The 19,380-nt window shown below is 51.9% G+C and carries 12 protein-coding genes and 2 pseudogenes; 6 read left to right on the top strand and 8 right to left on the bottom strand.

Annotation, left to right across the window (positions count from 1 at the left end; translation table 11 throughout):
- The first annotated feature begins 30 nt into the window (after positions 1–30).
- Positions 31–1,008 (top strand): LacI family DNA-binding transcriptional regulator, encoded by a 978-nt coding sequence (locus ACE6ED_RS26610; RefSeq protein ID WP_410830474.1) that lies wholly within the window; start codon positions 31–33, stop codon positions 1,006–1,008.
- Positions 1,009–1,712: 704 nt separating this feature from the next.
- Here ACE6ED_RS26610 and ACE6ED_RS26605 read toward each other — a convergent pair.
- Positions 1,713–2,780: a phosphodiester glycosidase family protein gene (locus tag ACE6ED_RS26605; protein WP_410830473.1), complete on the bottom strand. Its 1,068-nt coding sequence runs from the start codon at positions 2,778–2,780 to the stop codon at positions 1,713–1,715.
- On the bottom strand, positions 2,777–3,184 hold the full coding sequence (locus tag ACE6ED_RS26600) for a hypothetical protein (RefSeq protein WP_410830472.1): 408 nt from the start codon (positions 3,182–3,184) through the stop codon (positions 2,777–2,779). The genes ACE6ED_RS26605 and ACE6ED_RS26600 overlap by 4 nt, the downstream gene beginning before the upstream one ends.
- Positions 3,185–3,477: 293 nt before the next feature.
- Between ACE6ED_RS26600 and ACE6ED_RS26595 the strand changes: the two genes are divergently transcribed.
- Both ACE6ED_RS26595 and ACE6ED_RS26590 read left to right on the top strand, forming a co-directional pair.
- Positions 3,478–4,134, top strand: coding sequence for a response regulator (locus ACE6ED_RS26595; RefSeq protein ID WP_410830471.1), 657 nt, complete (start codon positions 3,478–3,480; stop codon positions 4,132–4,134).
- Between the two features lie 71 nt (positions 4,135–4,205).
- Positions 4,206–5,426 carry an aminotransferase-like domain-containing protein gene (locus ACE6ED_RS26590; RefSeq protein ID WP_410830470.1) on the top strand — a complete coding sequence of 407 codons (1,221 nt, stop codon included), beginning with the start codon at positions 4,206–4,208 and terminating at the stop codon, positions 5,424–5,426.
- A gap of 349 nt (positions 5,427–5,775) precedes the next feature.
- Here ACE6ED_RS26590 and ACE6ED_RS26585 read toward each other — a convergent pair.
- Together ACE6ED_RS26585 and ACE6ED_RS26580 are read right to left on the bottom strand one after the other, a co-directional pair.
- Positions 5,776–6,033, bottom strand: a pseudogene (locus tag ACE6ED_RS26585) (DUF2161 family putative PD-(D/E)XK-type phosphodiesterase); the annotation flags it as partial.
- A gap of 273 nt (positions 6,034–6,306) precedes the next feature.
- Positions 6,307–6,552 (bottom strand): annotated as a pseudogene (locus ACE6ED_RS26580) (DUF2161 family putative PD-(D/E)XK-type phosphodiesterase); the annotation flags it as partial.
- A 400-nt stretch (positions 6,553–6,952) separates the two neighbouring features.
- Between ACE6ED_RS26580 and ACE6ED_RS26575 the strand changes: the two are divergent.
- From ACE6ED_RS26575 to ACE6ED_RS26565, 3 genes are all read left to right on the top strand, one after another.
- Complete coding sequence (locus tag ACE6ED_RS26575; RefSeq protein WP_410830469.1) at positions 6,953–8,848, top strand: PrkA family serine protein kinase; 1,896 nt, start codon at positions 6,953–6,955, stop codon at positions 8,846–8,848.
- A gap of 772 nt (positions 8,849–9,620) precedes the next feature.
- On the top strand, positions 9,621–13,325 hold the full coding sequence (locus tag ACE6ED_RS26570; RefSeq protein WP_410830468.1) for an S-layer homology domain-containing protein: 3,705 nt from the start codon (positions 9,621–9,623) through the stop codon (positions 13,323–13,325).
- Positions 13,326–13,668: 343 nt separating this feature from the next.
- Positions 13,669–14,703 carry a carbonic anhydrase gene (locus tag ACE6ED_RS26565; RefSeq protein WP_410830467.1) on the top strand — a complete coding sequence of 345 codons (1,035 nt, stop codon included), beginning with the start codon at positions 13,669–13,671 and terminating at the stop codon, positions 14,701–14,703.
- Positions 14,704–14,914: 211 nt separating this feature from the next.
- Here ACE6ED_RS26565 and ACE6ED_RS26560 read toward each other — a convergent pair whose 3' ends face one another.
- The 4 genes from ACE6ED_RS26560 to ACE6ED_RS26545 all read right to left on the bottom strand — a co-directional run bounded on the left by ACE6ED_RS26560 (position 14,915) and on the right by ACE6ED_RS26545 (position 18,354).
- On the bottom strand, positions 14,915–16,306 hold the full coding sequence (locus tag ACE6ED_RS26560) for a SpoVR family protein (RefSeq protein ID WP_410830466.1): 1,392 nt from the start codon (positions 16,304–16,306) through the stop codon (positions 14,915–14,917).
- Between the two features lie 435 nt (positions 16,307–16,741).
- Positions 16,742–17,038 (bottom strand): hypothetical protein, encoded by a 297-nt coding sequence (locus ACE6ED_RS26555; RefSeq protein WP_410830465.1) that lies wholly within the window; start codon positions 17,036–17,038, stop codon positions 16,742–16,744.
- Positions 17,039–17,117: 79 nt separating this feature from the next.
- Positions 17,118–17,369, bottom strand: a complete 252-nt coding sequence (locus ACE6ED_RS26550; RefSeq protein WP_410830464.1) for a hypothetical protein — start codon at positions 17,367–17,369, stop codon at positions 17,118–17,120.
- A gap of 94 nt (positions 17,370–17,463) precedes the next feature.
- A complete protein-coding gene (locus tag ACE6ED_RS26545; RefSeq protein WP_410830463.1) occupies positions 17,464–18,354 on the bottom strand; it encodes a copper amine oxidase N-terminal domain-containing protein in 891 nt (296 codons plus the stop codon).
- Between the last annotated feature and the right edge of the window lie 1,026 nt (positions 18,355–19,380).

Raw genomic sequence — 19,380 nt, 5'->3', positions numbered from 1 at the left:
GTTGCCTGCAAACGGAGGAGCGAAAATAAAGTGGTCAGTATCAAGGATATCGCCAAAAAAGCGGGGGTTTCCATTTCAACGGTTTCGTATGCGCTAAATGGCAGCGACAAAGTGACGGATGAGACTAGCTCCCGGATTTTGTCGATCGCCAAGGAGCTGAACTATATTCCGAATGCCGCCGCCAGACAGCTGAAAAAACGGGAGTCCAAAATTCTCGGCGTATTTCTCACGGATTTCCGCGGGGATGTATACGGGGATTTGCTCCATGGCATGAAAGAAGTCAGCAACTCGCTTGGCTATGATCTGATCGTCTGCAGCGGCAAGCAGTCCCACCGAATGCTGCCCGAGCGGATGATCGACGGAGCGGTCGTGCTGGATCAAATGTTTGAGAGCGAAGAGCTGCTGCAGTACGCGGACCGCGGGCACAAAATTGTGGTGCTCGACCGCGAGCTGGAGCATCCGAATATCAACCAGGTGCTGCTTGACAACAAAGCCGGCGCTTCGCTGGCAATGGAGCATTTAATCGAGCGCGGGCACCGCAAAATTTATGTCGTCACCGGGCCGGAAGGCTCGTTCGATTCCATCCAGCGGATGAAGGCGGTCCGCATGGTCGCTGAACGGACGAGCGGACTGGAATGGATCGAGATTCCCGGCAACTTCGAGAAAAGCGGGGGCGAACAGGCGGCTGACGTCATCATTGGCGAATACGAAGGTCCGGTCGCCGTGTTCTGCCTCAATGATGAGATGGCGATCGGTTTATGCAACCGTGTAGCCGAGACGAAATACCGCATCGGTGAAGACATTCACCTGATCGGCTTCGATAATATCGAGCTGGCGCGGTATGTTCAGCCTAGACTGGCGACCATCGACTATTCGAAGCGCAAATGGGGTGCGCTCGCCTCGGAGCAGCTGATCAAGATTATCGGCGGCGAGAACGTCGAGCATGAGCGGATTTACGTCACGCTGATTCCAGGCGAATCGGTTGGTGACGCCCCGCATTCGCAGTGAGCAGCATAGTGGCTGAGCGGCATAATGAAACGGAAACAGAGCCGTCCGCGTACGTAACCTGTACGCGGACGGCTTTTTGGTATAACCGGTAAGGCCCAGCTATTGAGGAGGGGCAGCAGGCGCATCAGCGGCTGGAGCCGGAGGCTCAAGGACTTCAGGGAGACTCGTGGTGATTCGGGGAGAACCAGGGAGACTCGAGGAGACGGAGGGAGATGCAGGGAGACTTAGAGAGATTCAAGAGACTCAGGGAGCTTCAAGGAGCCTCACGGGGACTCAGGGAGATTAATAAAGGAGTCTCAAGGGGACTTAGGGAGATTCAAGGGGACTCAGGGAGCTTCAGGGAGCCTCAAGGAGACCTATGGAGATTCAGGGAGCCCCAGGGAGACTCAAGGAGGTTCAGGGAGACTCTTGGAGATACAGGGGGCTCAGGGAGACTCGTGGAGATACAGGGGGCTCAGAGCCGCAGACAAGGAAAAAGCCTCCCTGCCAGGGAGGCTCGGCCCATTAAAGGCCCTTGGTCTTGTCGTCGTTATAAGCGGCGGTGAGAATGCCGGTCATGAAGAGCACCAGGACAAGTGTGACGATCCAAAATGTTAAGGAAAAAGACACGGGTAGCACCTCCTGGACAGGATAAGAATGCGTTTTCTTCCATTATACCCGCCGCTGGGAGGAAAATAAATTAAATTTAAAAGAATGCCGTAAGCTTATTTGAAAAACAGGAAATGGGTCGGCACCGGACGGAGCCGTCCGCCGGACGGCTTGTTGACAACCCGGCCGTTAACGATCAGCGACGAAGAGCCGCCGCCGTCCAGGTTGTAGGCGTCGAGTACGCCCATCAGGTACAGCTTGTTCTGCAGCTCCTCCAGCGTGGCGCCGGAGCTGCCGTTCTCATTATAACCATCCACTACGACAACCAGCATCTGGTCGTCTTTGTACCGGCTGATGACCGTGCGCGGCGCCCGCTTCGGAGACTGCTGCCACTTCTGCGGGATGGGCTGCTTTGCACCGTTCTTGAGCAGCACCGGCACAAAGGTGGCTCCAAACTGCGGCTCCAGCTGGTCCAGCTGGTACTTACTGAAAAACTTGCCGCCGATCAGCCTGCCGGATTTATTAAGTCCAACGAAGCTGAGGTCCTTGTAGCTCGACTCGAAGCCGGTGAGGTATTTGCCCCCGAGCACCGTGGTGCTGAGCGGATACCGCTTGCCTTCCTTGTCGGCAAAACCGCCGGCATTGATGCCCGCCACCGCGCCGTAGCGCATCACGGCCTGCATTGTGGTTTCGGATTCGCCGAACTTGTCCTTTCCGAGCGACATCGTCATAGCGGAAGGATCTTTCAGCCGGATTTTCATCGCGTATCCGCGGTAGGTGCCCGGATTGAGCTTAAACAGCTCGATTGTGATTCGGTCGCTCTGGATCCGCTCGTACGGAATGCCCAGCTTCGAAGTAATCCGGCGGTTATAGATGACGGCCGGACGGGCGACTTGAGCCTTAGCCGTCGCGACCAAGGTGTTCATCGCTGCGGTCGTCTCCCGGTACAGCTTGGCGCTGGTGCCGATGGAATCAATCGTTTCCGAGGCCAGCGACTGCGCGGCCGCAAGTCCCGCTCCAATCTTCGCAATCTGGGGCGAGGGCCCCCCCGCGGGCCGGTAATTCAGGGCCTCCAGGTTTACTTGAAGCGGAGGCCGGTAGAGCCATAGACAGAGCAGCATGCCGATAAAGGGGGCCGTTGCGATCATAAAAAAACGGTTCACTCTTTTGACAGGCGTCATCATTTGAGCAGGTTCATCTCTTTCTTCAGGGCGTCCAGCTGTTTCTTGACTTCGCTTAGCTGCGTATATAGCTGATTGCTGTTATCCGTCTTGGCGCTTTGGTTGTCCTTCGTGAAGGTTAACAGCTCATTAAATGTCTGTACTTTGGTTTGGAGCTCCTGGATTTCCGCGGAAAGTTCGGATAAACGCTGCTCATAATCGGTCTGGAGTACGGCAAGCTGCTGCTTGCTCTGGGCGGCAAGCTGGTTCAGCGTCTGCTGCTGCAGGTGGTTGGTATACAGGTAGGCGCCATACACGCCAAGGCCGATCACCACAAGCCAAAACAGCAAAAACCATTTCACGGAAGGAGCGCTCCGTGCCGGGGTCCGGCGGGAATACTGGGGAGACGTTTCCGTTGACGGCTGCATTTCAATCACCTCAAACTCTTTTTTATCAAGTTTCCATTCTATCAAACTTCCATAATTTTCGCAAAAGTGAAGAAACCGTGGTTGTTTTTGTAAAAAGTAATTGCATCCTGCAAAAGTCCTGCGATACAATTTCTATAGTTTGGAATTTACTTTTTTATAACGGACGTATACAAGGCGAAACGTTTTGGCTGCATCAGAGAGCAAGTATTTTCCTTGCATGCGTTTATAGGGAAACTGCTGCGGCAGTCTCTACTCTGGGTATATTTTATACATAGCAGGAGGTTCAAGAAGCAATGACGAAGGTTTGGCAGGTAGTTATTGTGGGATGCCACCCTACAAGCATGCTGGGTACGAAGCTGATACTGGAGGAGGAAGGAGAACTGGCGGTTGTCGGCATGGCGTCGAACTGGAGCGAAGGGACGGCGCTGGTCCGGGAGAAGATGCCGGAGCTGGTGCTGATGGATTACCGGATGCCGGAAGGAACCGTCGAAAGCGTGCTTGGCGAAATGAAGAAAAACGCGCCGTTTACGCATTTTGTCATCATGACGGACAATGACTCCATGGAACTTCTCCAGCCGCTTCTAGTATTGGGTGCGAGTGGAATTTTGTCCAAGCAGGTATCCCCGCATCAGCTGCTTCAGCTAATATCGGGACTTCGCGAAGGGTTTATTTCCCTGCCGCTGGAATGGCTGAACAAAGGCATGTGGCCGCTGGCCGCGCCGCGCGGAGGAGAAGGCATCTCGAAGCTGACGCCGACCGAGGTCTTCATTATGGAACGGATTGTGCAAGGTATTACGTATGACAAAATCGCCCAGGAGATTGAGGTCAGCCGGCGGTCGATCGATAATTATCTGCGGAAGATTTATGTCAAACTAAACGTTTCAACCCGGGCCCAGGCGATTGAGAAATTCGCGTTGTTTTCCCGCCAGGGCAAGCAGTTATACGCTTAAAAAAGCTTCCGAGTGCGGCATAAAGCCGGGCCGGGACGAATAGTCTGGGTACCAGGAAAGGGGGACGCCGCATGAAGTATCAATTTGCCTCCCGCGCGCATACGCTGCTGTCTTCTCCGATGCTGAGCATCCGGACGCAGCGGCGAAGACGTTCATTTATTTCGCTGGCGGAGGAGCTGCCGGCCGAAGAGCTGTTTCCGCTGCCGCTGCTGGCCGAGGCGGCTTCCACCGTTATCACCGATGACGCCGAAGCGCTGCAGTACGGCGATCCGGCCGGGTATGCGCCGCTCAGAGAGTGGCTGACGGAGGATTGGCTGAAGCGCAAGGGCGTGGCTGTCACGGGCTCCGGGCTGCTGCTGACGGCCGGCAGCCAGCAGGCGCTGGACCTGCTTGTCCGGGTCTATATCGACCCGGGGGACTGCGTGCTGGTGGAGGACCCTACCTCGCCCGGCTGCCTTCAGACGCTGCGGATGCAGGGGGCGCGGATCATTCCGGTCCAGGGCGATAAAGACGGGCTGCTGCCGGAGCATTTGCGGGAGCAGATCGGGCGGCACCGCCCGAAGATGCTGTTCTGCGCTCCCAGCTTCAGCAACCCGAGCGGTGTGCTCTGGAGCCTGGAACGCAGAAAGCAGGTGCTGGAGCTGTGTACGGAGGCGAATATACTGATCCTGGAGGATGATTCCTACGGGGATCTGCATTTCAGCCGTTCCGAAGTCCCCCCTCAGCGCCTGTACCCGCCGCTGTATGCGCTGGAGAACGTCAGCGACGGGGGGCATGTGCTCTACATCGGCTCGTTCAGCAAGACGGTGGCCCCGGCGCTGCGGACAGGCTGGGCGGCCGGGAGCCGCGAGCTGATCGCCATGATGGCGGCCGCCAAGCAGATGGCCGACTGGCAGTCCAGCTCGCTGAACCAGCAGCTGCTGCATCACCTGCTGAGCGTGTCGGCTTTTGACCTGCGCGAGCATATCCAGCTGCTGAACCGGGAATATGCCACACGCCTGAAGCTGATGACGGAGCTGCTGAAGCGCCCGGCCTGGAGAGACGCAAGGTATGAGCTTCCGGCAGGCGGCATGTTTTTGTGGGTGGAGCTGCCGGAGGGGATGGAGGTGCAGGCGCTGCTGAACTGCGCGCTGCGAAAGGGCGTCGCGTTTCTTCCTGGGCCGCTGTGCGGCGCGGACGACCGGTGGAAGCGGCACATCCGGCTGAATTTCAGCCATCCCGGCCGGGACGAACTGCTGCTGGGAATGAATCTGCTGGGTGAAGCGATCCGGGAGTTCACCGCCCGGAGTTAATGCAGGCAGCTTGGAAAAGGGCAGGAGGCTGCTGTGGAGGTTTGCGGTCATAACTCTTTGGTATGCGCGGAGGGTGCCGTCAGTCCTTCTGGCCCGATTGGCCTTGGACTAGGCATCGCCGACTTTACCATATTCAACAAAAAAACCGTTTCTTCAGCCGAGTGGAGGAGTAATCCGGCCATCTGGGAGAAGAACGGTTTTTTTGGTTTGGGGGAGGTTGGTATAGTAACCGTATCGGCAGCAGCCTATAAGGGGTCCGTTTAGCGGTTCTAACCATGGGTATACGCGGCCCATGCCATCGGTCCTTATGACCTGAACGCCGCACGGGTTAGGGCAGTGCAGCATCCCGTCAATCGCCGCCGGGCGGCTCCCCGCGTCCTGCGGCGGTGACGGCGGCGTATTCCAGCAGCGCGGCGCGGCCCGCCGGAGTCAGCGCATATCGTCCGCGGTTCACCCGGGTGAACCAGCCGTAGTAGTTGCGCTGAAGAATCGCCGCCGCGGCGGGCACGCCGCTCAGCCGGCGCAGCTCGGCGGGCGAGACGCCTTCGGCCGCGGGCTTGGCGCTCCGCAAGGCGCCAGCCTCGTACGCGGCCGGTTTTGCCTTGCGCTTTCGGCCGCGCTTGCCGGGCCCGGTCTGCGCGGATGCGGCGTCCGGCCGGGATGGCGCATCCGCCGCCAGTCCAGCTGCCGCTTCGCCATGCGCCGCAATTTCCGCGGCGAGTCCAGCTGCCGCTTCGCTCTCCGCCGCTTCGCTCTCCGCAGCCTCCGCAGCCAGCGCCGCTTCCGCTCCCGCCGCCTCAAGCGCCAGCGCTACGCGCAGCGCCTTCTCGCGGTACGCGGTGATCAGCGGCACACGCGTGCTGCCGCCGGTGTTGTAGTCGCCGCTGCGTTCGCGGAACTCGTGCAGGAGCCGCTCCCGTCTCCGCGCGCCCCCGCGCTTCGGGCTCGGCGGCTCTTCCGGATCGGCGAGCACCTCCACAAGCGGCGCCTTCGTCTTATAAAACGTGACGGTGATCAAGCCAAGTCCCAGCCGCCGGCACAGGTCGCACAGCTCGTTCCAGCGCCGCCCGCCGGTTCGGCCCTTGTCGCGCGGGCGTTCCACTGCCAAATAGACGACAGGGCTCATGCGCAGCCGCTCTACGCCCTGCAGCAGCAGCGACAGATTGAATGTTTTTTTCATCTCCACGATCAGCGGCTGCTCCAGATCCTCACGCACGCCGACGAGATCGCAGCGGTTCACCTCGGCCTTGACTTCATATCCCCGGCTCTCAAAAAAAGCCTTCAAAGGAGCATAAAGCTCCGTCTCCCGCCTTACCGACATGACGTCTCCTTTCCGGTCTCTCCATGCTGATGCTCTATTATAGCACAGCAAAAAAGGGGTCAACTATTCCCCCTCCGGCGCATAGTTATGTAATACACTTTTTTAGACGTTGAACCAAAGGACGGTTTGGCTGATAGACGGCAGGCCCAGACGGATGAAAATTAAGCAAAGCAGGCGCAGACGTCAGGTGAGGAGGTAGCAGGCTATGGATATTTTTGAACGGATTGCATCATATCGGGCGAAGCATGAGCGCATGGCTTGGAGCGGTACGTTTAAGGACTACGTCGAACTGTTGAAGCAGGACCCTTCCCCCGCCAGAACGGCACACGCCCGCATTTACGACATGATCAAGTCGCACGGGGTGGAGGAGACAAACGGCCGCAAACGGTATAGGTTTTTTGAACAGGAGATCTTTGGACTCGACCGCGCGCTGGAAAAACTGGTGGAGGAATATTTTCACTCGGCGGCCCGCCGGCTCGACGTGCGGAAACGGATTTTGCTGCTGATGGGACCGGTGAGCGGGGGGAAATCCACGCTGGTTACACTGCTGAAAAGAGGGCTGGAGCAGTACTCCCGCACCGATGAAGGCGCGGTTTATGCGATTGAGGGCTGCCCGATGCACGAAGACCCGCTGCATTTGATTCCGCTGGAGCTGCGGCCGGAACTGGAGCGGGAGCTGGGTGTCCGGATCGAAGGCAACCTGTGCCCGTCCTGCCAAATGCGGCTGAAAACCGAATATGATGGCGATATTGAGCAGGTGCGCGTACAGCGGGTGCTTTTGTCGGAAGAGGAGCGGGTCGGCATCGGCACGTTCAGCCCGTCGGACCCGAAATCGCAGGATATCGCGGATTTGACCGGAAGCATTGATTTTTCCACCATTACCGAATACGGATCGGAGTCCGATCCCCGCGCCTACCGGTTCGACGGCGAGCTGAACAAAGCCAACCGCGGACTGATGGAGTTCCAGGAAATGCTGAAGTGCGACGAGAAATTTTTGTGGAATCTGCTGTCGTTGACCCAGGAAGGCAACTTCAAAGCCGGCCGGTTTGCGCTGATCAGCGCGGACGAAATGATTATTGCCCACACCAACGAATCGGAATACAAGGCGTTTATTTCAAATAAAAAGAACGAAGCGCTGCAGTCGCGGATGATCGTCATGCCGGTTCCTTATAACCTCAAGGTGTCCGAAGAGGAAAAAATCTACGCCAAGCTGATCGCGCAAAGCGATATGAAGCATGTGCATATTGCGCCGCATGCGCTGCGGGCGGCTGCGATTTTTTCAGTGCTGACCCGGCTCAAGGAGAGCAAAAAGCAGGGCATGGACCTGATCAAAAAGCTCAGAATGTACGACGGTGAAGAGGTCGAAGGCTACAAGGAAGCGGACTTAAAGGAGATGCAAAACGAATTCCTGGATGAAGGCATGTCCGGCGTCGACCCCCGCTATGTCATCAACCGGATTTCCAGCGCGCTGATCAAGGGTGATTTACAGTGCATGAACGCGCTTGACGTGCTGCGGGCAATCAAGGATGGGCTTGATACGCATGCGTCGATCACCAAAGAGGAACGGGAGCGGTATCTGAACTTCATCGCCATCGCCCGCAAGGAATACGACACTTTGGCCAAAAGCGAAGTGCAGAAGGCGTTCGTTTATTCGTTCGAGGAATCGGCGAAAACGCTGTTTGAGAACTACCTCGACAACATCGAGGCGTTCTGCAACTGGACCAAAATCCGCGATCCGCTTACCGACGAGGAGCTGGAGCCCGACGAGCGGCTGATGCGGTCCATTGAGGAGCAAATCGGCATTTCCGAAAACGCCAAAAAAGCGTTCCGCGAAGAAATCCTCATCCGCATCTCCGCCTACTCGCGCAAAGGCAAAAAATTCGAGTACAGCAACCATGACCGCCTGCGCGAAGCGATCGAGAAAAAGCTGTTCGCCGATCTGAAGGATATCGTGAAGATCACGACCTCCACCAAGACACCGGACGAGGCGCAGCTCAAGCGTATCAATGAAGTGAGCCGGCGGCTCATTGAGGAGCACGGCTACTGCCCGATTTGCGCCAACGAACTGCTGCGGTATGTGGGAAGTTTGCTGAACCGTTAAGAGCGGTCGGCTGACGTAAAACAAATGGTTAACTAAATAGCAGACGGCTGCTGTATAACAAATGACTAGCTATATAGCGGACAGGAGAAGGGGGCGCGTGCGCTCCCTTTTTTGCAATTTTGACCGGTAGTCCGAATTCGCCGTCGTGACAGCTAAATTTCGCCTGAGCTGAGCACAGTCGACATTGAGAGCAAGAGCAGAAGCAAGAGCAAGAGCAAGAGCAAGAGCAAGAGCAAGAGCAAGAGCAAGAGCAAGAGCAAGAACAAGAGCAAGAGCAAGAGCAGGAGCATCAAGGGCATCAGACAGTAAGGAGTTCGCACTGTTCCCCGGTGGCAGCTCAGCGGCACTTTGCATTTGTGCGTTTAAGCATTTAAACGCTTAAACGCCTATGAACGCCGCTTGAAAAAACGGTCATACAAAATCAGCGCGGTCAAAATAACTAGGACTTCATACAGAAACTTTGGGACAAACAGCAAATAGTCCATTTTTCGCCTCCGTGTAAAATAATGGGATATGCTAGAAATTATATCCTTCACTATCGTTTGCGGAAAGGGGACTGCGGGCGGAAACGGCTGCTCAAGTATTTAATAAACGCTTTACTGGCAAGGCTTTGAGGAGGACGATAGCAAACTAAAACTTTTTTGTACGACATAATGTGATAAATTTTTCTTCCCTCTCTATGTTATGATTAATTGTACTTGTCTGGGACTTGGGTAGCAGTCATAGGCTGCCTTCAGGCAAGCAATATTTGCACATTAATGGGGGAGTCATATTGGTAGTTAAGCAGTTGGCAACAAAAATTGTAGCCGTCGCGCTGACGGTAAGCCTGTCCGTACTGCCTGTTGTGCCTGGGACCAAGGCCTCGGCCGCAAGTGTTTCGGATATCACGGGCAACTGGGCGGAGAAGCAAATTACGCAGTGGATGGATTCGGGTCTAATCTCCGGTTATCCCGACGGGACGTTTCAGCCGAACCGTCCGGTTACCCGGGCGGAGCTGGTGGCGCTAATCAACAAATCCTTCGGATTCACGGAGGAAAAGGAGATCAGTTTTAAGGATGTAGATCAATCCAAATGGCATTATACCGAGCTGAAAAAAGCCGCCGCCGCCGGTTATATCTCCGGCTATGCAGACGGCACGTTTGGTCCGGACAAAAAAGTCAGCCGCCAGGAGTTTGCGGTTATGGTCGGCAAGCTGCTGCAGCTTCAGGGCTCTGGCTCGGCAAACGGCTTCCAGGACCAAGGCCAGATGGCCGCTTGGGGCAAGGAAGCGATTGGCGCTGTGCTGGATAACGGCATCATGTCCGGCTATGACGGCAACAAGTTCCTCCCGAACGCACCCGCTACCCGCGGAGAAGCTGTAGTAATTCTTGACCGCTCCCTGCAGCTGCGCGGCGACAAGACCGCATACAATCAACCCGGTACATACGGTCCGAAAACAGGCAGCCGTACGGTGAATCACAACGTTGAAGTCCAGGCAGCCGGGGTAACTCTGCAGAACATGGTGATCAACGGCAACCTGCTGCTGGGCGAAGGAATTGGTGAAGGCGAAGCCTACCTGAGCAATGTCACCGTTACAGGAACGGTTATCGTATCCGGCGGCGGCGCGAACAGCGTGCATATTCAAAACTCCAAGATCGGACAAGTTACAGTAAACAAGAAAAGCGGTAATGTCCGTGTTATCGCCGAAGGCACAACGAACATCCGCGAGGTTGCTCTGCAGTCCGGCGCCATCATTCAAACTGCCGGCAGTGCGGAAGTTGCTGCGGTGAACCTGCTGAAAGAGCTTCCTCAAGGCGCACGTATTAGTCTGGAAGGCAGCTTCATCACCGTGAATGTGGCGGCCAAGAAGATTACGCTTGATATTCCGGGAGGCCAAATCCAATCTCTGAACGTTGCAAAAGAAGCCGAAGGCGGCACAATCAGCCTCAAAGCAAAAATCGCTGAACTTGTTCTGAACGCGGCGGCTGAAATTAAAGGCGGCGGATCGGTCGGCAGCGCCATCGTTAACGCTCCAGGCGTCAGTTTTGAGCAAGCGCCCGGGAAGCTGGCAGCCGGCAAGGATGCTGCGAGTATTAAGGTCAAAGTTGGCGGACAAGAGCAGACTGTAAGCAGCGTTCCTGCTCAAGCGACCGTTTCACCCGCAGTTGTTGTTGGCGGCGGTGGAGGCGGAGGCGGCGGTGCCGCTCCAGATCCTGTCAGCTCCGAGCCTGCAGCCACGCCGGTACCAACAGCAACGCCAGAAGCTTCCCCATCGGCATCGCCTGCAGTACCGACGCCGACACCAACGCCAACGCCGGAGGCTTCTCCGTCGGCGACACCTGCGCCTACGCCAGTGCCGGGGAAGGTATCGGGTAAAGTAGTTTTCCAAGACGGTTCATCTGTTCTGACGGGAATCCTTCGTCTCAGAGATATGAAGGATATGTCGTCAACGGCTAAGCCCTATGATGTTAAGGTCACTAATGGATTATTTAATATAGACCTTAGAGACAGCACTTATCGGGTATATCAAGTGATGAATGAAACGACTGGTGACATAACGGCTTATAGTGATTTCGTATTTGAAGTAACTGGCGGCAAGGTAAACCCCGATCCGCTTGTAGTTAAGGTAAATAAGGTGAATGTCACAGGCACAGTTACATTTGAAGACGGGACTCCGGTCAAAAACGGCAGATTGGAAATAGTTCCTTTAAGTAAACCGGATGGAGTTATTCCTTCTCAAAGCTTCTATGTCATGGACGGTAAGTTTAATTTGTCTATGCCCGATGGAAACTATAGTATCCCAGCTCTTTTTGACTATGATACACAAAGAACATCGCGTATGGATTTTAATTTCTCGGTAAATGGTGGGAAAAGCGATCCTGAGGCGCTCAGTATTGTCATCAAAGAGAAGCGGTTGACAGGAACTGTTGTTCATGAAAACGGAACTCTTGTTAACAGTGGGAAGATAGAGATTTGGAACAAGAACAATGGGGCGATAAGAACCGTTCCGATCAAAGCCGGCAGATTTGATATTACTTTGCCTTACGGAACTTACACAATTGACCTTTTCGACTCGGAATCTCAGGAATACCGCTATGGTGTGCATACTCTGACCTTAACGCAGGAGACTCCTCCAAAGCTTTCCGTTGAATTAGTGTATAAGAACCATAACGTTGCCGGTACCCTTATGTATAAGGATGGAACTAAACCCGCGGAAGGACAATTAAAAATTCGCAGGACCGTGACGGGGGCAACATATGCTTACAATTATGCAAAAGTAAAGGATGGGGCTTTTAGTTTTTACACGGAAGATGGAGACTATGAGATTTATGAATATAGTAACGGATCATTTTACAGAGCACTATCTTACAAATTCAGTGTCGCTAACGGTAAAATAACTCAGACTAAGCCTCTCGTTATCGAATTACGCAACTCGGTTCGGGGTGTGGTTCAATATGAGGACGGAACTCGTGTTGGAGATGGACGGGTTGAAATTTGGTCTGTTAGTGAAGCGACATATAGGACTGTTTATCTTACAAATGGTGAATTTAAAATGGATTTGCCTGATGGTCAGTACAAAGTTTCGAGTTATTATGACTATGACTTAAGTACGACCACTGAGTTGACTTATACGTTTACCGTTGAGGATAGTCTTACAGAGCCATCTCCTTTGGTCATTCAAATTCATAGAAATGTGTCAGGTACGGTATATTATGAAGACGGAACACCGGGAAAATCGGGGAAACTGTATATCCGTCAAGTTGTATCGGATGATGTATATAAGTATACATCCGCTCCAGTACAAAATGGAGAGTTCAGCCTCCGTCTAACTGATGGAAATTACGAAGTTTATGGTTATAGTGATGAAGACGCAAGTAATAGCCGAAATTTCTCTTATAACTTTAAAGTGATAGATGGAGTAACCTATCCATCCTCCTTACAGCTGGTCCTCAAAAGCAACAATGTATCAGGAAACATTGTTTATGCTGGGGGCGATCAGGAGCTCACGGGTAAGCTATCATTACGGAACACTGTAACCGGAGCAGTTTATTGGGACAACTTTGGCGTTAAAGACGGCTTCTTTAGCTTTTACCTCCCAGATGGTTCATATCAACTATTTAGTTACAGAGGCACTGAAAGTTGGCCTTTGTCTTATGCATTTACGGTAACCAATGGGAAGTCTAACCCGGAGAAACTGCAAATCTTTTTGAAGAAGCTCACTGGACTGATTCTCTTTGAAAATGGAACGTCTTTAGAAGAGAACGGAACGCTAAATATCCGAAGATCGGCAACATCTGTCACTTATGACACTTACGAGTATGTACCCGTGATAGCTGGTCAATTCCAGGTTAATTTGTCTGAAGGGGATTATGAAGTTGTGAGCTATTCTCCCCGAAATTCAGCATCTGAACTTATTGGATTAAGTTTTACAATTGCTCAGGGAGAGGTATATCCGGACCCATTAAAAATTGTTCTTAAAAATAGAAATGCGCTTTAATGTTCAGTATATAGATGGAGAAGTGGTCACCGACAGGTGGCTCACCTCACAATTCATCATCACTATCGATCGTCCATAACCTGCTTCAGCCTGCGGAGACACGTGATATGCGTGCTGCTCTGCAGGCTTTTTTTCAGGCTGCTTATATCATTCATGGAGAAAGAAGCAGTCGTAAACTTTTCACCCCCAGCTCCAGACCCACCCCTGCCTAGTGCCGAAGACCAGTTTTTCAAATGTAAGCGCCATCCTCTTGCATCCAGAGATATTGATCACTACCCATCTTTGCTTCCATTATTTACAATAATCCTTGCGCATTCTCATACTAAGTGGAAGAAGGGTTACGATGACTCCAAGTAAAATGATTAGCCGCTTTGCCGTCGTCTTTCTGGCCGTCGGGTTGCTGTCAGGCTGCGGCGGCGACAAGCAGGCAGCGAACACGGCGAACTCAGACAACAATCAACACGCTGCTACGACAGCGAAAGCGAGTGACCAACCTGCTGAAACGACAACCCCACAATCGGAAGACCAGCCCGCTGCCACAACGTTAGCCCCTGACAGCCAGTCAACGGCTGCCACGCAGAAACCAGCTGAGTCTCAACCTGACGCATCCGCATCGGCACCGGGAGAAGGCCAAGCCTCCACCACCGAGCACTCAGGCGGCAGCCAACCTGCTGCGGCTGGCGCTCACCAAACCCACTGGTCCTACGAAGGAGAAACTTCACCGGAGCATTGGGCGGAGCTGGATGAGTTGTTTGCGCCCTGCGAAGTAGGGAAAACCCAATCGCCTGTAAACATTGAGCACACCAAAGTACAGGAGAACGCGAAGCTAAAGCCAATTGAGGTACACTACAAGCCGTCCAAAGTATCGCTGGTGAATAACGGCCATACCATTCAGGCTGATCTGCAAAATGCGGACAATCACATTGTAGTGGAAGGCAAAACGTATACGCTGAAGCAATTCCATTTCCATCTGCCAAGCGAACATGAGGTGGATGGGCAGCATACCGATATGGAGCTGCATTTTGTCAATAAAAGCGATGATGGAAAAACCGCTGTGCTGGGCATTCTCATTAAACAAGGGACAGAAAATGCGGAACTAAACAAGCTGTGGTCGCATATCCCGACTGAAGCTAGTGAAGAGGCGGTGGAGATCAGTGAGGATTTTGACATGAATAAGCTGCTGCCTCAGGATTTGCATTCGTTCCGCTACCAGGGTTCGCTTACTACACCGCCTTGTACGGAAGGGGTGCAATGGATCGTACTGGAACAGACGATGCCATGGTCCAAAAAGCAGATCGATACGTTCAAAGCCATTTTTGCCCATGACAACCGGCCGGTTCAGCCGCTGGGCGACCGGAAAGTAGAAGTGGATGGCTAGACTAAAAAAGACCCGCAGACACTGGAGCAGCAGGGCACATTTCCCTGATCCGTGTCGCGGGTTCTTTATACGTATACCTATGACTACCGTGTCAACAGCTGAGCAGTTAAGGACAGTAATAAAGATCAGTAAAGAAGATCAGTAAAGAAGATCAGTAATAAAGAGCAGTAATAAAGAACTCCGGTTGCAGCTTAGCCCTACACCGCCGACGCTACAAAAACTTCCGTTGCACCTTTCCCCCGTCATAGCTGAAAAGCGCCTGTTTTTCCTCCACCACCGTTTCGAGATGAACCGTCCGGCTCCACAAACGGTACAGGTGCGGCAGCGTGCGTTCCAGATATTTGAGATCCAGCTCGATCCCTTCATACCGATGCTGGATGTACAGCTCGCCGCGGCGGCCGTAATCACCGTCCTGCACCACCAGGTAAGGGAACCCGCCGTTTACCCGGGCCAGCACCAGCTGGTCGCGTACGTTCTCCCAGGCTTTGTCTGTGATTTTCCACTCCGGTCCTTTTTTCTCGAACACATAAAGATCCAGGTCGGTCACCAGTTCTTTCGTCAAATAGCTGCGGATAAATGAAATATCGGAGTCGAGCTCGCGGACTTCAAACATTTTGTCCCGGTCCCAGCGCTTCTCAATGTCTTCAAAAATCTTCAAGCCAAGGTAATAAGGATTCAGGCTCTGCCGCGAGGGCTGAACCACAGAGCTGTTCAGTTTGGCATATTCGATTGTCTCCTCAGGCGTCAAATCGAGCTCTCTCACAATGCGCTGGTGCCAGTAGGAAGCCCAGCCTTCATTCATGATTTTTGTTTCCATCTGCGGCCAAAAATACAGCATCTCATCCCGCAGCATCGTCATAATGTCCCGCTGCCAGTCTTCCAGACCCGGCGAATACTGCTGGATGAACCAGACAATGTCTTTCTCCGGCTCAGGCGGAAAAGACAGCTCGGAGTTTCCCGTCTCCGCCGCCTGCTCGGATAAGGTGTCAAGCGCCCACAGCTCGTCGTAAGGTCCAGGCGGCTTGGCGGCGGTGGCCTCCTGGCGGGCCTGGCGTAGGCGCTTGTCATATTGGGTGCTTTTGTCGGAGATACCGGGAGGGCGGATCAGGCTGGGGTCGATATGCTCCTGGATCGCAAGCACGGCGTCAATAAACCGTTCTACTTCATCCGTGCCGTAGTTGACGGCATACCCGGCAATTCGTTCGGCGGTGGCTGACATGCTCTCGACCATATCGCGGTTGGTGGCGGAGAAGCGGGCATTGTTTTTAAAAAAATCGCAGTGGGCCAGCACGTGAGCCACAATCAGCTTATTTTGAATAAGCGAATTGCCGTCAAGCAGGAACGCGTAACACGGATTGGAGTTGATGACCAGCTCGTAAATTTTGCTCAGCCCGAAGTCGTATTGGGACTTCATTTTGTGAAAATTTTTGCCGAAGCTCCAGTGTGAAAACCGGGTTGGCATGCCGTAAGCGCCGAACGTATAGATGATATCCGAGGGACAGATTTCGTACCGCATCGGGTAAAAATCCAAGCCGAATCCGGAGGCAATTTCGGTGATTTCCGCAATGGAGGCTTCCAGCGCCGCTAGCTCGTCGTGGTTCATGAAGGGACCTCTCTTTCCTCAGTTGGTCTGGCTATGCCGGGCAGAATCCCGAGGCAAAACCGGCAGTTTTGGTCTTTTAAAAAGTATATGAGAACCGGGAGAAGGGGAGTACGGGAAAGCGGAAGTGGAGCAAATAAACTTTATGTGCGAGGTGGAGGGGGAACGCGTTAGGGCATTGGTTTTTGCCTGTGTAAGGGTTACTTGGAGGGAATAAATGAATCGGAGGAGCGGCAATAAAAAATGCCTAATCCATAAGAGAAGTCTTATGGCTAGGCTATTCGTCGTCAGGATCAATGCGCCAAAAGATAATGAGACACCCCTTCCTCAGCCAATACTGATTTGGATCGTCTGAAGACGTTCATGGGGTCTATCTTATAATCGCGCCTTCGGGCAAGAGCTGTCCGTGCGTAAGTGCTCCAGAACACTTTATAACGTTCAATCATTCTGATGTTTCAATAATTGTGCAAATGCCTCTTCGCTGTCACTGTAAGTGGAAATTCCGTGCCCGCGGTCGTTCATGGCCTGATGAAGCTGGGATAGAACACTCTCATCCTTAAAAATAAAAGAAGTTATCCTAGCTTTCTGTTCTTCCGTAAGTATGTGACGTTCTTTTTTTCTTTGCAGAGTCACGCTATAGCCAAAATTGTCTTCGATAAGCTGGACCAGGTCTTTCAGCTCTACATATGATTTTCCACAAAGACTATGATCCAATTGTTCCTTAGAAATGGACATGGAGAAGCACCACCTCTTTCATATTATAACTTATCAAAACGAACAACAGAGAGATGGGCAGCGCTGGGCATCGTATCTACTACTGTATTTCATTGGCTCGAAAGCCACGGACTGAACGAATTATAATCTGCAGCTGATCATTTGCGGTGTGGGATACAAATATGCCATCTTTAGATTGCAGCAATTCCTTGGTTGCTTCTTCCGGATCTTGAATGGCACGGATAAGGGCGACATCATCTACAAACTTGATATTACCTACAGTACGAGAAGCAAGGATTTGCAGCTTAACGTATTGATTGGGGTAAATCTTTCGAACATCTTCCCACTGCATGGCTAGCACCTCCAGTCGGGTTTGTCCTTTTATTTGCAGAACCCGAAGTTGTATCGGGACTTCATTTTGTGAAAATTTTTTATATGAAAATGCACTAAGGAGCAGGAATCGGCTGGATAATCTCCCCATAGTTTTTCGTTACATAATTAAACGATTTTCTTGAGCCACCTGCTGTATTGTACGAGGCGTAATGCTTTCCGCTATCATACGCAAAATTGTCCTCGAACAATTCTGAGAAATAATCAGGTTCTTTGCCCCCTAAGATTTTATATAAATCGAGCATCACTTCTTCAAGTACCAACTGCCCCACTGCTTCCGCTTTCGACCCATTGATTTCAACTACTGTAATCACCCCGCCATTGTCATAGGCATATTTAGACGCATCATTTTTGGCGAAGCTGTACACGTAGTATTCTTTTTTGTCATTTTCTCTTTTACTCGCATCTTTAAAAGGAAAATGAATGGGTAAGGATATTGCTGCTAAACGCGCTTCATGTAACTTGGTTGAGGAGAATTTTGATGGATCTAGAGTATAGTCCTTCCCGTTGATAAACAAGATTCCGCGAGCGCTCTCGTAAAAAACAGAGTAACCGAATGCCTCGCTAACAAAACGAGCAGGGACCATGATGCGTCCACTATAGTTTCCCGCCTCGCTGTCCATCTCGACAGGCCGATTATTTTTATAAGCAGTACGTTGTCCTTGTATCATTTTAAAAACATCGCCTGTTGAGCTAGTTATTGTAGCCTCATTGGATTTTTGGTTCCAAGAGAATTGCAGACCAAATGAAGCTAACAATCGAACCGGGATCATCACCCTGCCAGCCTGAATGAAAGGACTGCTGTCTGAAGACACAAATTTTCCGTTGATGTTAACATCGATGGGGCGGCTAACAGGTGCTGCAGAGGTGGGGTTGGGAATAGTGAAAATAAAAAGAAGCCCACAAAGCATACTAAGAGATATCTTCTTTCTGAAAAGATGAATCATATTAAACCCTCCTTGTGTTTTACTCGTAGGAATGCCCAGAAAATCGCATGAAAATAGACCATCCGCGCAGGCATACTCTTTTGTAAATAACTAATGGTTATCGGCACTCTTAATGTAAGCTGCATCATATGCAATAATAACCTTTGTTTCAGCCGTCGTCTTAGAGGCGTCGTAGACTACTTCGTTATCAGTGAAGGCTGGTGCTGAAATTTGAGCTTTTTTATACATCCCATCAGGTGTGTAAATGACATCAGGATGGGCCAAACGCTCAGCAGCAGCAGGGGGGACTATCGCTTCTTCTACATCCGACACTTTTAAATTTTGATGGATTCCATTGGTATCATCAGTATTTAGAACTCCAACTAAAATTAAGGAAACGATCAGGATTTCATCATTCCGGTTAAGATGGGTTTGCTACGCATGGTTTACACTACCTTTCAAATTTCTTAGGGGATTTGGTCGTTGGCAATTCTATTACTTAAAATTCTATTCCAGTATTACATTATATTGGAATTCGTGCCTTTTTCAAAGACCAGTACTGGATTCAATTTGATTCTAGCTTTTTTGGTTCCCCATGATGAGGAGGCATGTTAATAAACTTGATGGGGAAAATGCCCAGTCCTATTACTGCTACGATAGACGATTCAACAATAAAGTTAACTCATAATTCATATGATGTTTATCTAAACGGTAAAAAGGTGGAATTAAACCAAGCCCCTTCACTTTCACGCGGAGATGATTTGGACTGCTGCCAGCTTTTTGTTACTGGATTTTTTCTCGGTCTTTTCTCCTAAACCCGGGATCGTTTCAGGACAATCAGCCTCTCGTCATTTTAGTAGAATTTATGATAGGATGGTTATTACTGGAAATGGGTGTGTTCCCTCTGTTATTGTTCATAAAACAAGGGAAAGTGCCGTTTTTTATGAGGAAAATGGGGTTGGGAAAGGTACTTGAATTACTGGTTTCTGACAGCCAGTAGACCTTTCATACATAAGGTCAAGGAGGCACAAAATGCAGCAAAAAGTC

Origin of the sequence: Paenibacillus nanchangensis, from assembly GCF_046543445.1 — a bacterium.
In the GTDB taxonomy this organism is placed as follows: Bacteria; Bacillota; Bacilli; order Paenibacillales; family Paenibacillaceae; genus Paenibacillus_AQ; species Paenibacillus_AQ nanchangensis.
Note: the sequence above shows the minus strand (reverse complement) of the source record. Positions and strands in the feature narration are given on the sequence as shown.

Bases quoted from the DNA above. Each gene is read 5' to 3' on its own strand.
- ACE6ED_RS26545 (WP_410830463.1), bottom strand. From the start codon at position 18,354: ATGATTCATCTTTTCAGAAAGAAGATATCTCTTAGTATGCTTTGTGGG.
- ACE6ED_RS26550 (WP_410830464.1), bottom strand. From the start codon at position 17,369: ATGCAGTGGGAAGATGTTCGAAAGATTTACCCCAATCAATACGTTAAG.
- ACE6ED_RS26565 (WP_410830467.1), top strand. From the start codon at position 13,669: ATGACTCCAAGTAAAATGATTAGCCGCTTTGCCGTCGTCTTTCTGGCC.
- ACE6ED_RS26600 (WP_410830472.1), bottom strand. From the start codon at position 3,184: ATGCAGCCGTCAACGGAAACGTCTCCCCAGTATTCCCGCCGGACCCCG.
- ACE6ED_RS26555 (WP_410830465.1), bottom strand. From the start codon at position 17,038: ATGTCCATTTCTAAGGAACAATTGGATCATAGTCTTTGTGGAAAATCA.
- ACE6ED_RS26595 (WP_410830471.1), top strand. From the start codon at position 3,478: ATGACGAAGGTTTGGCAGGTAGTTATTGTGGGATGCCACCCTACAAGC.
- ACE6ED_RS26575 (WP_410830469.1), top strand. From the start codon at position 6,953: ATGGATATTTTTGAACGGATTGCATCATATCGGGCGAAGCATGAGCGC.
- ACE6ED_RS26590 (WP_410830470.1), top strand. From the start codon at position 4,206: ATGAAGTATCAATTTGCCTCCCGCGCGCATACGCTGCTGTCTTCTCCG.
- ACE6ED_RS26605 (WP_410830473.1), bottom strand. From the start codon at position 2,780: ATGATGACGCCTGTCAAAAGAGTGAACCGTTTTTTTATGATCGCAACG.
- ACE6ED_RS26560 (WP_410830466.1), bottom strand. From the start codon at position 16,306: ATGAACCACGACGAGCTAGCGGCGCTGGAAGCCTCCATTGCGGAAATC.